We start from the raw sequence: 13,854 nt of genomic DNA, 5'->3' as shown, positions 1-13,854 counted from the left end.
CGCTGCCCCCTCGCGGCGCGACCGGCAATTCATGAATGGTGATAGAGATGGCCAACAAATCCAAAGCCGCCGAAGCCGGCAGTGCAGCAGCAACCACCGTCACGACCAGTGACATGAGCCTGCTCGACAAGATCGTCTACGAAGGCAACATGACGACCGAGCCCTCGCAGGGCGCCTACGCGAAGAAGCTGATCGGCCAGCTTGCTTCGCAGATCCTCGACGAAGGCATGAAGACCAGCCCCGACAAGGGCGTGGTCACGCTGATCAACGAGCGCGTCGCCGAAATCGACCGCCTGCTGACCGACCAGCTCAACGCGATCCTGCACGCCCCCGAGTTCCAGGCCCTCGAAGCCTCGTGGCGCGGCCTGCACGACCTGGTGTTCGGCACCGAGACCGGCAGCAACCTCAAGCTGCGCCTGCTCAACGTGAGCAAGAAGGACCTGCTGAAGGACCTGGAGACCGCCGTCGACCACGACACCAGCGTGCTCTTCAAGAAGATCTACGAAGAGGAATACGGCACCTACGGCGGCCACCCCTACTCGCTGCTGATCGGCGACTACTACTTCGGCCGCCACCCACAGGACATCGCCCTGCTGGAGCGCATCTCCCGCGTGGCCGCCGCCGCGCACGCGCCCTTCATCGCCGCCGCCGCGCCGGCCCTGTTCGACTTCAAGTCGTTCACCGAGCTGGGCATTCCGCGCGACCTGTCGAAGACCTTCGAGAGCGCCGAGCTCGCCTCGTGGCGCGGCTTCCGCGAATCGGAAGACTCGCGCTACGTGTCGCTGGTGCTGCCCAGCTACGCGGCTCGCCTGCCCTACGGCGCCAAGACCATTCCCGTGGAGAACTTCAACTACGAGGAAGACGTGGACGGCACCGACCACGGCAAGTACCTGTGGGCCAACGCGGCCTACCAGCTGGGCCTTCGCATCACGCAGGCGCACTCGCTGTACGGCTGGACCACCGCCATCCGCGGCGTGGAAGGCGGCGGCAAGGTCGACGGCATGGTGGCCCACGCCTACAAGACGGACGAAGGCGACATCGCCCTGAAGCCGCCGACGGAAGTGACCATCACCGACCGCCGCGAGAAGGAACTGAGCGACCTGGGCTTCATCGCCATCGTCAACTCCAAGGGCTCGAACACCGCCACCTTCTTCGGCGGCCAGACCGTGAACAAGCCCAAGGTTTACGACAAGGACGCGGCCAACGCCAACGCGGCCGTCTCGGCCCGCCTGCCCTACATCCTGGCCGCATCGCGCTTCGCCCACTACCTGAAGGTGATCGTGCGCGACAAGATCGGCAGCTTCCAGACGCAGGCCGACATGCAGAAGCACCTGAACAACTGGGTCGCCAACTACGTGCTGGTGAGCCCGTCGGCGCCGCAGGCCATGAAGGCCAAGTACCCGCTGAGCCAGGCCCGCGTCGACGTGACCGAAGTGCCGGGCAAGCCGGGCTCGTACCGCGCCATCGCCTTCCTGAAGCCGCACTTCCAGCTGGAAGAACTCTCGGCCTCGATCCGCCTCGTGGCCGACCTGCCGGCAGCCGCCGCCTGATCGCACCGCATCCCGTCAATCAACGTCGACAACCAACCGACCGACAGAAAGAAATCCAGAAATGCCTATCTACCTCAAGATGCCGGGCGTCACCGGCCAGACCCAGATCGAAGGCCACAAGGACGAAATGGAAGTGCAGAGCTTCCAGTTCGGCGCCGGCCTCGCCGTGACCTCGGGCACCTCCAACCAGGAACGCACCGCGGGCAAGCCCAGCTTCTCCGAAATCACCGTGACGCGTACCAGCGACTCGGCCACGCCCCAGCTGATGCAGAAGCTCGCCGGCGGCGAGGTGTTCGCGGGCGACACCGTCATCACCTTCCCGCGCGAGGACAAGAGCGGCCTGCTGCCCCTGATGGTGGTGACGCTGACCGACGTGATCCTCAGCGGCTTCTCGGTCTCCAGCGGCGGCGACCTGCCCCAGGAAAGCATCTCCCTGAACTACGCGGCCATCAAGGTCGACTACACGAAGCAGAAGGAAGAAGGCGGCCAGGAAGGCATCGCTCCGTTCGGCTGGGATCTCTCGAAGAACGTCGCGGTGGCCTGATGAGGCGCCGCTGACCTCGGGCGCCGACCACCGTGTCCGAACTCGTCAAAGGGGGCGTCGCCCCCCTGTTCGACCGGTTGGCGTCGGCGCAGTCCGAGCACGTGCGCGGTGCCGCGCATCTCGAGACGATGGAGTCCGTGCAGGACTCCATCGGCCGCGAGCTGCGCCGGCTCTTCAACACGCGCTCGCCGCTTTCGGCGGATGACTACGCACAAGGCAGCGGCACCGTCCTGGAGTACGGCATTCCCGATTTTTCCGTGTTCAGCTCGCAGAACGCGGCCGACCTGCAGAGGTTGGCCGCGCTTCTGCGCACGGCCGTTTCGCGCTACGAGCCGCGCCTGTCGGAAGTGAGCGTGCAGGTCAGCCCCGCGCCCAACCGGCACGAAGTGGCGCTGGTGCGCATCGGCGCGCAGGCGCGGGCCGGGCTCGCGCTGCGCCGCGTGGACTTCGAGATGCTGCTCGGCGCGCCGGACAGCCTGATGAAAGTCGCCTGACGTGTCCGACATCCAGCACAGCGACCTGCTGCAGTACTACAAGCGCGAACTGTCCTACCTCAGGGGACAGGGGGCGGACTTCGCCCAGCGCTATCCCAAGGTCGCCTCGCGTCTCTCGCTGCACGGCGGCGAATCGCTCGACCCGCATACCGAACGGCTGATCGAGTCGGTCGCCTTTCTCTCGGCGCGCGTGCATCGCGACCTCGACCAGGAATTTCCGGACGTCGCCTACGCCCTGCTCGACAACCTCTGCCCCTCGCTCGTGCAGCCGCTGCCGTCGATGTCGGTGGCGCAGTTCGGGCTCGATCCGGCGCAGGGCAAGGTCACGGCGGGCTTCAGGGTGCCGCGCCACACGATGCTGCATGCGCGCACTACTTCTCCGTCGTCGCAGTCGCAATCCCAGTCGCAGGACTGCCGCTTCCGCACCGCCTGGGACACCGTGCTGTGGCCGCTGCGCATCTCGCATGCCGCCATCGACACCGACGCGGTGCTGCGGCTGGTGCTCGAGTGCGACTCCGAGGCCGACTTCTCCGAGCTGGAGATCGACAGCCTGCGCATCCACCTGCAGGGCGACTGGATGACCACGATGCCGCTGTACGACGCGCTGGTGTCGGGCGTGAAGTCGGTGGCCGTCATTCCCGAAGGCGGCATGGCGCAGATGCTGCCGGCCGACGCATGGCGCGAGGTCGGCTTCGCCGAAGGCGAGGAAGTGCTGCCGCAGCCCGCCAACGCGCAGCCCGCCTACGGCCTGCTGCAGGAGTACTTCGCGTTCCCGCGCAAGTTCCACTTCTTCGACCTGCACCACCTGCGCTCGCGCCTGGGCAGCGGGCGCCGCTGCGAACTCGCGTTCCAGCTCGACCGGTCGACGCGCGCGCTGCGCTACATCGACGCCGACAACTTCCAGCTCGGCTGCACGCCCATCGTCAACCTGTTCCCGCGCGTGAGCGAGCCGCTGGCGATGGACCAGCGCCACTACGAGTACATGCTGGTGCCCGACCGCCAGCGCGACGCGACCACCGAGGTGCATTCCATCGTCTCCGTGGTGGCCTCCGACCCGGACGCCGACAAGCCCGTGAACGTGCCGGGCTTCGCCGCGCTGGGCCACGTCGATGGCGCGCCGGGAGTGAAGGACCGCGCGGTCTTCTGGTCGGCGCGGCGCGAGCCCTGCCTGCGCCAGAACATTCCCGGCACCGACGTCTTCCTGTCCTTCGTCGACCAGGGCAAGTCGCACGTCCGTCCCGCGCAGCCTGTGGTCTACGCGCACCTGCTGTGCACCAACCGCCGCCTGGCCGAACAGGTGCCCGTGGGCGCGCGCCTGCTGGCCGAGGGCCCGCCGCAGCCCACGCACGTGCGCTGCCTGTACGAGCCCACCGCGCAGCGCGATCCGCCGCTGGGCAGCGAGACGCTGTGGCGGCTGGTGTCGCTGCTCACGCTCAACCACCAGTCGCTGGTCGATGGTTCCACCGGCCGCGAGCAGCTGCGCGAGATGCTGCTGCTGTTCGCCTCCGACAGCCGCCGCGACCACGCGCAGATCCGCGGCATCGCGGGCCTCTCGGCGCGTGGCGTCACCGCGCATGTGGGCACCGAGGCATGGCGCGGCTACTGCCGCGGCACGCAGGTCACGCTCGAATTCGAGGACGACGCCTTCGTCGGCGGCTCGCCGCTCATGATGTCGGCGGTGCTCGCGCGCTTCTTCGCGATGTACACCTCGGTCAACTCCTTCGTGCGCCTCGCGGTGCGCAGCGGCGACGAGATCCGCAAGCAATGGGCGCCGATGACGGGCCGTCAGGTGGTGCTGTGATCGTCGAAGAACTCGCCGCCCGCCCGCAGGACTTCAACCTGTTCCAGGCCATCAGCCTGCTCGAGCGCGCCGCGCCCGAGGCAGTGCCGGTCGGCCGCTCGCAGGGCCCGCGCGAACGCGAAGCCGTGCGGCTGCACGCCTTCGTCTCGCTCGCCTTCGAAGCCAGCGACGTGCGCGAAGTCGGCACCGGGGCGCCCACCGGCGAGCCCTATTCCCTCACGACGCCCACGCTCTCGCTGGCCGGCAGCGGCGGCCCGCTGCCGATGCCCTTCACCGAGATGCTGCTGGAGCGCCGCCAGCAGCGCGACCACGCCACGGCGGACTTCCTCGACATCTTCAACCACCGCTTCCTGGCCTTCCTGTACCGCAGCCGCCGCAAGCACCACGTCGCGCTCAACCCGCAGTCGCCCGCGCGCTCCACGCTGGCCACCACGCTCGACGCCGCCAGCGCGCTCGGCCTGCGCGCCGGCGTGCGCGCGCCCGACGGCTCCGCGCTGTGGCTGCGCCATGCCGGCCTGCTCGGTGGCGCGCCGCGCGGCATGACAGCGCTGCTGGCACTGCTGCGCGATCGCCTCGGCGTGCAGGTGGACGGCACGCAGTTCCGCGGCCGCTGGCTGGCGCTGGAGCCCGACGCCTCGGCGCGGCTGGACATGCGCAAGCCGCTGGGCGGCGGTGCCGTGCTGGGCAAGCGCGTGTGGGACCAGGGCGCCGGCATCCGCCTCGTCTTCAGCGACCTGAGCCAGCAGCGGCTTCGCGACCTGCTGCCCAAGGGGGCCGACCACGCCCTCGCCAAGTGGCTGGTGCGCCGCTTCCTCCCGCAGGACCTGAAGGTCGAGATGGAACTGCGGCTGGCGCCCGCCGAGGCGCGCAGCAGCGTGCTCGGCGCGGCCAACCCGATGCGCCTGGGCTGGACCTCGTGGGTCGCCGGCCCGACCTTCCGCGGCGCGCTGCCGCCCGTTCAACACACCCTGACCAGCGACGGCGGCGACGCGCCCCGCGGCTGATCCGAACACGCTCTCCTATGGACATCGACATCCGCACCCTGCTCGGCCGGCTCAATCCGGAGTGCAAGCGCGCCATGGAACAGGCCGCCGAGCTGTGCGTGCAGCAGACGCACTACAACGTCGACATCGAGCACCTGCTGATGAAGCTGGTGGACAACGAGGCGCCCGACCTGCGGCTGGTGTTCGGCCGCTTCGGCATCCGGCCCGACACGGTACAGGCGCAGCTGCAGAAGTCGCTCGACACCTTCAAGCGCGGCAACGGCCGCACGCCGAGCCTGGCGCCCGACTTCGCGCCGCTCTTCCAGGAAGCCTGGCTCATGAGCTCGATGCTGCTGGGCCAGCAGCACGTGCGCTCGGGCACGCTGATGCTGGCGCTGCTCGAAGTCGACCGCCTGCGCGGCCGGCTGGTCGACGCCGCGCCCGCGCTGCTGCAGATTCCGCGCGGCTCGCTGCGCGACGAGCTGGCCGGCCTGCTGCAGTCCTCGCCGGAAGACGCGGCGGGCGCGGCACTGGCCGCGGCGCCGATCGCACCGGCGCCTTCAGTCCCCGCGGCGAGCCAGCCTGCCGCGCCGCAACCGGCTCCTGAAACAGGTGCGATGCAGATGCCCACCGCGCGCCGCAGCAGCTCGGCCACGCCATCGCTCGACCAGTACACGGTCGACATGACGCAGCTCGCGCGCGACGGCGCCATCGACCCCATCCGCGGCCGCGACGGCGAGATCCGCCAGATCATCGACGTGCTGCTGCGCCGCCGCCAGAACAACCCCATCCTCACCGGCGAGGCCGGCGTGGGCAAGACAGCCGTGGTCGAAGGCTTCGCGCAGCGCGTGGTGCAGGGCGACGTGCCGCCCGCGCTGCGCCAGGTGTCTGTGCGTTCGCTCGACCTCGCGCTGCTGCAGGCCGGTGCAGGCGTGAAGGGCGAGTTCGAGAACCGGCTCAAGTCGGTCATCGCCGAGGTCAAGGCCTCGCCCACGCCGGTGATCCTGTTCATCGACGAGGCGCACCAGCTCATCGGAGCGGGCGGCGCCGAGGGCCAGGGCGACGCGGCCAACCTGCTCAAGCCGGCACTGGCGCGCGGCGAGCTGCGCACCATCGCCGCCACCACCTGGGCCGAGTACAAGAAATACGTGGAGCGCGACCCGGCGCTGGCGCGGCGCTTCCAGGTCGTGAAGGTCGAGGAGCCGAGCGAGGACGTCGCCATCGACATGCTGCGCGGCATGGTCGAGACGCTGGAGAAGCACCACGGCGTGGAGATCGTCGACGACGCGGTGCGCGAGGCCGTGAAGCTCTCGCACCGCTACATCACCGGCCGCCAGCTGCCCGACAAGGCCATCAGCGTGCTCGACACAGCCTGCGCGCGCGTGGCCATCGGGCAGAACGGGCTGCCGGCCGAACTCGAATCGGCCGCGCGCGACATCGCCACGGGCGAGAGCGAACTGCGCGTGCTGCGCCACGAAGCGGCCACGGGCGGCGACCACCAGGAAGCCATCGTGGCCCTTTCCGCGCGGCTCGACACGCTGCGCCAGAAGCACAAGCGCCTGTCCGACAAGGTCGACGAGGAAAAGCACGCGGTGATGGAGATCGTCGCTCTGCGCCGGAAGATCGCCGACAGCCTGCGAAGCGACGCACCGCCGGCCGACGAGGAGAACGAGCCCGCCCTGCTCACCGCCGCGCTGCGCCGGCTGGAGAAAGGCCTGGAGGCGCTGCAGAACGACGAGCCCATGGTGCCGGTGTGCGTCGATGGCGTGATGGTGGCCGAAGTCATCTCCGGCTGGACCGGCATCCCGGTCGGCAAGATGATGACCGACGAGCTTCACACGGTGCTCAACCTGAAGGAGAAGCTCGCCGAGCGCGTGGTCGGCCAGGACGACGCACTCGACGCCATCGCGCGGCGCGTGCGCACCTTCCGTGCCGATCTCGATGACCCCGGCAAGCCGGTGGGCGTGTTCATGCTGGTGGGCCCGAGCGGCGTGGGCAAGACCGAGACCGCCTTCGCGCTGGCCGACCTGCTGTACGGCGGCGAGCGCAACGTCATCACGGTGAACATGTCGGAGTTCCAGGAGGCCCACACCGTCTCCAGCCTCAAGGGCGCGCCGCCCGGCTATGTGGGCTACGGACGCGGCGGCGTGCTGACAGAAGCCGTGCGCCGCCGCCCCTACAGCGTGGTGCTGCTCGACGAGATGGAGAAGGCGCACCCCGACGTGCTGGAGCTCTTCTTCCAGGTGTTCGACAAGGGCATCATGGAAGACGGCGAAGGCGTGCAGATCGATTTCAAGAACACGCTGATCCTGCTGACCTCCAACGCCGCGCAGGACGTGATCACGCAGGCCTCGCAGGGCGGGCGCCGGCCCGACCCCGAGGAACTGGTGGACCGCCTGCGCCCCGAGCTGCTCAAGCAGTTCAGCCCCGCCTTCCTCGGCCGGCTGGCGCTGGTGCCCTACCACCACCTCGGCGACGAACAGATCCGTTCCATCGTCAACCTCAAGCTCGGCAAGCTGGCGCGGCGCTTCGCGCTGAACCACCACACCGAGTTCACCTGGGACACGCAGGTGGAAGACGCCATCACCGCGCGCTGCACCGAGGTGGACAGCGGCGCCCGCAACATCGACCACATCCTGGCCCACGCGGTGCTGCCCGAGCTCTCGCGCCAGGTGCTGGAGCGCATCTCGATGGCCGCCGCCTTCACCGCGGTGCATATGGGCGTGAGCGCCGACGGTGCCTTCTCCTTCGGCTTCGAGCCGGCCACGCTGAGCTGACGAAGCGATGAACATGCGCGAAGGCTTCACCCAGCACGCCGCCTTTCTGACGGTGAAGACCGCGTTCGGCCCCGACACGCTGCTGCTGGAATCCTTCCAGGCCGCCGAGGGCCTGTCGCAGCTCTTCGCCTGCTCGCTGACCATGCGCTCCTCCGACGACGCGCTGGACTCCGCCACCGTGATCGGCACCTCGGCCACGGTGGTGCTGCAGCGGCCCGAGAAGGAAAGCCGCTTCTTCAACGGCATCGTCTCGCGCTTCACCTACATGGGCAGCAGCCGCGACTTCGCGACCTACACGCTCGAACTGGTGCCGCGCATGTGGCTGCTCACGCTGGGCCGCGACCGCGTGATCTACCAGAACCTGAGCACGCCCGACATCGTGCAGAAGGTGCTCGGCGATTTCGGCGTGACCTTCAAGCTCCAGCTCAGCGGCAGCTACACGCCGCGCGAGTACTGCGTGCGCTACGACGAGACGGCCTTCGACTTCGTCTCGCGGCTGATGGAGGAAGAAGGCATCTTCTACTTCTTCACCTTCGCGGACGGCGAGCACACGCTGGTGCTGGCGGACAGCAATTCGGCCTGCACGCCGTGCCAGCACGCCGAGAAGCTGCTCGTGCGCAGCGCCGAGGAAGGCTTCGCGCATGCCCACGCCGTGACGCGCTTCGAATCGGACGCGCGGCTGGTGACCAAGTCGCACACGGTGGACGACTACGACTTCCTCACGCCCGACACCAGCCTGCTGAAGAGCCTCGACGCCGAAGCCGGGCGTGGCTCCGACTACGAATACCCCTCGCGCGTGGCGCTGTCGGCGGGCCAGGCGCGCGCGCGCATCCGCGTGGAAGGGCACCAGGCCGGCGGCCAGTCGGGCCGCGGCGACAGCCATTGCCACTACCTCACGCCCGGCACCACCTTCACGCTCGAAGAGCATCCGCGCGCGGACCTCAACGCGGAGCACATGGTCCACAGCGTGCGGCACCACGCCGATCTGGAGCACTACGGCAACAGCTTCGAGACCCTGCCTCCCGCCACGCCGTTCCGTCCGCCGCTGCTCACGCCGCGGCCGGTGGTGGCCGGCAGCCACACCGCCCGGGTGGTCGGCCCCGCCGGCGAGGAGATCTGGACCGACCAGCACGGGCGCATCAAGGTGCAGTTCCCGTGGGACCGCCTGGGCAAGAAGGACGAGAAGAGCTCGTGCTGGATCCGCGTCTCGCAGATGTGGGCCGGCGAAGGCTGGGGCGCGCTCTTCCTGCCGCGCATCGGGCAGGAAGTGGTCGTGAGCTACGTCGACGGCGACCCCGACAGGCCGCTGGTCTCGGGCAGCGTCTACAACGGCACGCACGCCACGCCGGTCGCCCTGCCGGGCAGTTCCTCGCAGAGCACCATCCGCTCGCGCTCGACCAAGGCCGGCGAGGCCGGCAACGAGATGCGCTTCGAGGACAAGAAGGACTCCGAGGAGTTCTACATGCATGCGCAGAAGGACATGCGCACCGAAGTCGAGAACGACCTGACCACCACGGTGATGGCCGGCAACGAGCTGCACACCGTCACCAAGGGCAATCGCACCGTCAAGGTCGACACCGGCAACGAGACCCACTCGGTGAAGGGAACGCGCGCGCTCGAGGTCACCGGCAACGAGACGCACGACAACAAGGCCAACTTCACGCAGACGGTGACGGGCAACTACGAGCTCAAGGTCACGGGCAACCTGGTGATCGACGTGACGGGAACGCTGCTCATCAAGTCGGCCCAGACGCTGGACCTGAAGGCCGGCACCAACCTGGGCGCCAACGCGGGCATGAACTTCGCGGCGGAAGCCGGCGTGGCGCTGTCGGCCAAGGGCGGTGCCTCGCTCTCGAACGAGGCGCCTTCCATCAGCAGCAAGGCCTCGGGCATGAACGCCGTCGAGGGCGGCGGCATGGTCACGCTCAAGGGCGGGCTGGTGAAGATCAATTGAGCGGCGCCATGGCACTTCCCTCTTCACTCCCCGCCAAGGACCTCGCCGCCGTGCCCGCCATGGTCGTGCGCGAGACGCTGGACGACGCCGGCCAGACGGTGGTGCGCGCCTCCTTCGTCGGTGAGCTGCCGCACGGGCCGATGCAGGTCTTCTCCGCGGCGGGCAAGCCGGCGCTCGATGCCTCCTACCAGGCTGGCCTGCCGCACGGCACGATGCGCCTCTTCGACGAACGCGGCCAGCTGCTGCAGGAAACGCAGCGCCTGGGCGGCGTGGCCGAGGGCATCACGCGCAGCTACTACCCCAGCGGCAAGCTGATGCAGACGCAGCAGCACGTGCGCGGCGTGCAGCACGGCGAGGCGGTGTCGTATGCCGAATCGGGCGACGTCACGGCGCGCCTGCCCTACGCGGCCGGCCGCCTCGAAGGCGAAGCCAGCTATTTCAACGAAGGCCGCATGCTGCGGCGCGAGCGCTACCGCGCCGGGCTGCTCGACGGCGAGGTGATCGACTACGCGCAAGGCGGCGGCGTGGCGCAGTCGTCCACCTACGTGGCCAACGTGCTGCACGGCCCGCTGCGCCGCTTCTGGCCCAACGGGCAGCTGATGGAAGAAGTCTCCTACCGCCAGGGCAAGCCGCACGGAGGCCTGCGCCGCTTCGACCAGGCTGGCCGCGAGATCGTGGAAACCGCCGCATCGCCGGGCTTCATGAAGAGCCTCGAAAAACTGGTGAGGGGAGGCTGAGCCATGGGCATGCACGTCTGCATGGGGGCCACGCTGCAATGCAGCTTCGGCGCCGCGCCATCCAACCTCGTGGTGCTGCCCGCGAGCGGCGTGCTCACCGGCGGGACGCCGGGCGCCAACATCATGGACAGCAAGCCGATCGTCAACATCATGCCGTTCGGCACCTGCAACAGCATGTCGAACCCGATGGTGGCCGCGGCCACGGCCGCCGCGCTCGGCGCCTTCACACCCATGCCCTGCATTCCGGTGACCGCCGCGCCCTGGGCGCCGGGCTCGCCCACGGTGCTGGTCGGCAACATGCCCGCGCTGCAGGACAGCTCCAAGCTCGCCTGCAACTGGGGCGGCGTGATCCAGGTGGTCGCGCCCGGGCAATTCACTTCCATGGTTCCCTGACACCACGACGAACGAGCGGCACGCACCGATTACCCCATGTCCCAATACGTTTTCACGATGAGTTCCCGCATGGTCGCCATCACCGCCGCTTGCCTGGTGCTGCTGTGCGTCCTGCTGTTCCTGATGGGCATCGAGATCGGCAAGCTGCTGGCGCCCGCGCCGCTGCCGGCGCCCGCCGCGGCTGCACCGGCGCAGCAGCAACCCCCTTCCGCCGCACCGGCACCCGCACAGGCGCCCGCTCCCGCGGCCTCCACCCAATGACCAAACCGACTCCAAGCATGTCGAACAACGCACGACACCTCACGGGCATGCACAACGCGCTTCGCCGCCTTGCCCTTCCCACATTGCTGGCGCTCGCCGGCCTCTGCGCCGGCACCGGTGCGCTCGCGGCGGGCGAAAGGCCCGTGGCGCAGGGCACGCTCAGCGCGCCCGCGACCGCTGTACCCGCCGCGGTCGCGACGCCCGTCGTCGCTGCACCTGCGGCACCGGCGGCACCGGCGGCCGCCACCTTCGCCGTCGAACCGGCCGCTCCCGCCACGCCGCCCCTGCTCGTCAACGGCCTGGTGCGCGTGCCCGACGGCCGCCTGCTCGCGCCCGACATCGCCCGCATCGTGACGCGCGGCGAGCTGGTGGTGGCCATGCTCAAGGTCGACACGCCGCCCTTCTTCTTCTTCGACGACAGCGGCCAGTGGACCGGGCTCGAAGTCGGCCTCGCGCAGTCGCTCGCCAAGGAACTGGGCGTGAAGCTGCGCTTCAACCGCGAGGCCGGCACCTTCAACGCGGTGGTCGACCTGCTGGCCAACGGCCAGGCCGACCTGGCCATCAGCAAGCTGTCGCGCACGCTGGCGCGCTCGCAGACCATCGCCTTCAGCGACTCCTACCTCACGCTGAACCATTCGCTGATCCTCAACCGCGTGAAGTTCGCGCAGCTCGCGCACGGGCGCCCGCTGCCGGAGGTCATCCGCAACTTCAACGGCAGCATCGGCGTGATCGCCAAGTCGTCGTTCGCCGACTACGCACGCACCAACTTCCCGCACGCCAAGGTGCAGGAGTACCCCACCTGGAACGACGTGCTGGTGGCCGTGCACAAGGGCGAGATCGTGAGCGCCTACCGCGACGAGTTCGAGGTCAAGCGCGTGCTCAAGGCCGACCCCACCGTCTCGCTGGTGTTGCGCACCGTGACGCTGAAGGACCTGGAAGACACGCTGGGCATCGGCGTGGCCGTGACCGACACCACGCTGCTGGCCTACGTCAACCAGTTCCTCGCGCAGCGCGCGGAGAAGCTGGACATCCAGAAGGTGCTGCAGGCACTCGACCGCTGAACGGCACAGGACACGCAAACCATCATGAATACCTCCAGGATCTACGCCTTCGTCCTCAACCCGTGGGTGGTGATCATCAGCCTCGGCGCCGGTGTCGCCTTCGGCATGCTCGCACCGCTGCTCGCCACGCCTCTCGCCTTCGTGGGCGACATCTATGTCGACCTGCTGAAGATGATCACGCTGCCCTTCATGGTCTCGGCCGTGATCTTCAGCCTGCAGCGGCTGTTCCGCGACGGCGGCACGGCCAGCCTGCTGGGCCGCGTGGCGCTGGTGTTCCTCGGCTTCTCGGCCTTCGTGGCCATCGCGGGCGCGGTCACGCTGCTCGTGCTGCGCCCCGGCGAGAACCTGCCCGCCAGCACCATGCAGACCTTCGGCCAGATCGTCGGCGGCGACCTCAGCGCCAGCGACACGGCCATGAACCTGCGCGGCGTGGACGAGGTCAAGAAGACCGCCAGCTTCGCCGACATGCTGGTGAGCCTGGTGCCCGCCAACATCTTCTCGGCGCTGGCCAACGGCGACACGCTGAAGACGCTGGTGTTCGCGCTGCTCTTCGGCCTGGCGGTGGGGCACGTGCCCACGCGCATCTCCGACGGCCTCACGCAGGCGCTGGAGACCGTCTACCACGCCTGCCAGACGCTGATGCGCTGGCTGAGCTTTCCGCTGCCGGTGGTGCTGTTCTGCATGAGCGCGGCGCAGCTGGGCAAGACGGGCATCGAGCCGCTGCGCGCGATGGGCGCCTTCGTGGTGGCCTTCCTCGTCGTGTCGGCGCTGCTGCTCGCCGTGGCGGCGGTCATCATCTGGAAGCGCTCCAACGGCACGCTGGGGCAGACGCTCAACGCGCTGCGCGGCCCCTTCGCGCTGGCACTGGCCACGCGCAGCAGCGCGACCTGCATGCCGATCATGATCGAGAGCCTGGTCACGCGGCTGGGCTTCGCGCGCTCGCGCGTGGAGCTGCTGGTGCCGCTCACGGTGTCGCTGCTGCGCATCGGGCCGGTCGTGTACTACGTGTGCGCCACGCTCTTCATCGCGCAGATCTACGGGCGCTCGCTCACGCCGGTGGAAATCGGCATCGTGCTCACCTCCTCCGTGCTCGCGGGTTTCGCCTCTGCCGGCATGACGGGGCTGGTGACGGTGTCGCTGATCGGCATGACCTGCACCTACCTGGGCCTGCCCTTCGAGGCGGCCTTCATCCTGTTCCTGGCGGTGGACCCTGTGTGCGACATGCTGCGCACGCTGGTGCTGGTCATCGGCAACACCGCCGCCGTGGCCGTGGTGTGCCCGCGGCCGCTGAAGATCTAG

At 69.0% G+C, this 13,854-nt stretch carries 12 protein-coding genes; all 12 read left to right on the top strand.

Annotated elements, in window-relative coordinates; translation table 11 throughout:
- Nucleotides 1-47: 47 nt before the first annotated feature.
- Nucleotides 48-1,550: a type VI secretion system contractile sheath large subunit gene (gene tssC / locus SFB74_RS10385; protein ID WP_432730732.1), complete on the top strand. Its 1,503-nt coding sequence runs from the start codon at nt 48-50 to the stop codon at nt 1,548-1,550.
- A 61-nt stretch (nt 1,551-1,611) separates the two neighbouring features.
- A complete protein-coding gene (locus SFB74_RS10380; protein ID WP_432730731.1) occupies nt 1,612-2,094 on the top strand; it encodes an Hcp family type VI secretion system effector in 483 nt (160 codons plus the stop codon).
- Nucleotides 2,095-2,126: 32 nt separating this feature from the next.
- A complete protein-coding gene (gene tssE, locus SFB74_RS10375) occupies nt 2,127-2,588 on the top strand; it encodes a type VI secretion system baseplate subunit TssE (RefSeq protein WP_432730730.1) in 462 nt (153 codons plus the stop codon).
- Between the two features lie 10 nt (nt 2,589-2,598).
- A complete protein-coding gene (gene tssF / locus SFB74_RS10370; RefSeq protein ID WP_432731913.1) occupies nt 2,599-4,389 on the top strand; it encodes a type VI secretion system baseplate subunit TssF in 1,791 nt (596 codons plus the stop codon).
- A complete protein-coding gene (gene tssG, locus SFB74_RS10365; protein WP_432730728.1) occupies nt 4,353-5,393 on the top strand; it encodes a type VI secretion system baseplate subunit TssG in 1,041 nt (346 codons plus the stop codon). Before tssF ends, tssG begins: the two co-directional genes overlap by 37 nt.
- Nucleotides 5,394-5,410: 17 nt before the next feature.
- The gene (gene tssH / locus SFB74_RS10360; protein ID WP_432730727.1) at nt 5,411-8,149 is read left to right on the top strand and encodes a type VI secretion system ATPase TssH; all 2,739 of its coding nucleotides are present in this window, start codon (nt 5,411-5,413) and stop codon (nt 8,147-8,149) included.
- A gap of 7 nt (nt 8,150-8,156) precedes the next feature.
- Complete coding sequence (locus SFB74_RS10355; protein ID WP_432730726.1) at nt 8,157-10,103, top strand: type VI secretion system Vgr family protein; 1,947 nt, start codon at nt 8,157-8,159, stop codon at nt 10,101-10,103.
- 8 nt (nt 10,104-10,111) lie between these two features.
- Nucleotides 10,112-10,840, top strand: coding sequence for a toxin-antitoxin system YwqK family antitoxin (locus SFB74_RS10350; RefSeq protein ID WP_432730725.1), 729 nt, complete (start codon nt 10,112-10,114; stop codon nt 10,838-10,840).
- A gap of 3 nt (nt 10,841-10,843) precedes the next feature.
- Complete coding sequence (locus SFB74_RS10345; RefSeq protein WP_432730724.1) at nt 10,844-11,233, top strand: DUF4280 domain-containing protein; 390 nt, start codon at nt 10,844-10,846, stop codon at nt 11,231-11,233.
- Between the two features lie 57 nt (nt 11,234-11,290).
- Nucleotides 11,291-11,494 carry a hypothetical protein gene (locus SFB74_RS10340; protein ID WP_432730722.1) on the top strand — a complete coding sequence of 68 codons (204 nt, stop codon included), beginning with the start codon at nt 11,291-11,293 and terminating at the stop codon, nt 11,492-11,494.
- 17 nt (nt 11,495-11,511) lie between these two features.
- On the top strand, nt 11,512-12,555 hold the full coding sequence (locus SFB74_RS10335) for an ABC transporter substrate-binding protein (RefSeq protein WP_432730721.1): 1,044 nt from the start codon (nt 11,512-11,514) through the stop codon (nt 12,553-12,555).
- A 24-nt stretch (nt 12,556-12,579) separates the two neighbouring features.
- The gene (locus tag SFB74_RS10330) at nt 12,580-13,854 is read left to right on the top strand and encodes a dicarboxylate/amino acid:cation symporter (RefSeq protein WP_432730720.1); all 1,275 of its coding nucleotides are present in this window, start codon (nt 12,580-12,582) and stop codon (nt 13,852-13,854) included.

The organism is Variovorax xiamenensis (genome assembly GCF_050916385.1).
GTDB lineage: Bacteria > Pseudomonadota > Gammaproteobacteria > Burkholderiales > Burkholderiaceae_C > Variovorax.
Note: the sequence above shows the minus strand (reverse complement) of the source record. Positions and strands in the feature narration are given on the sequence as shown.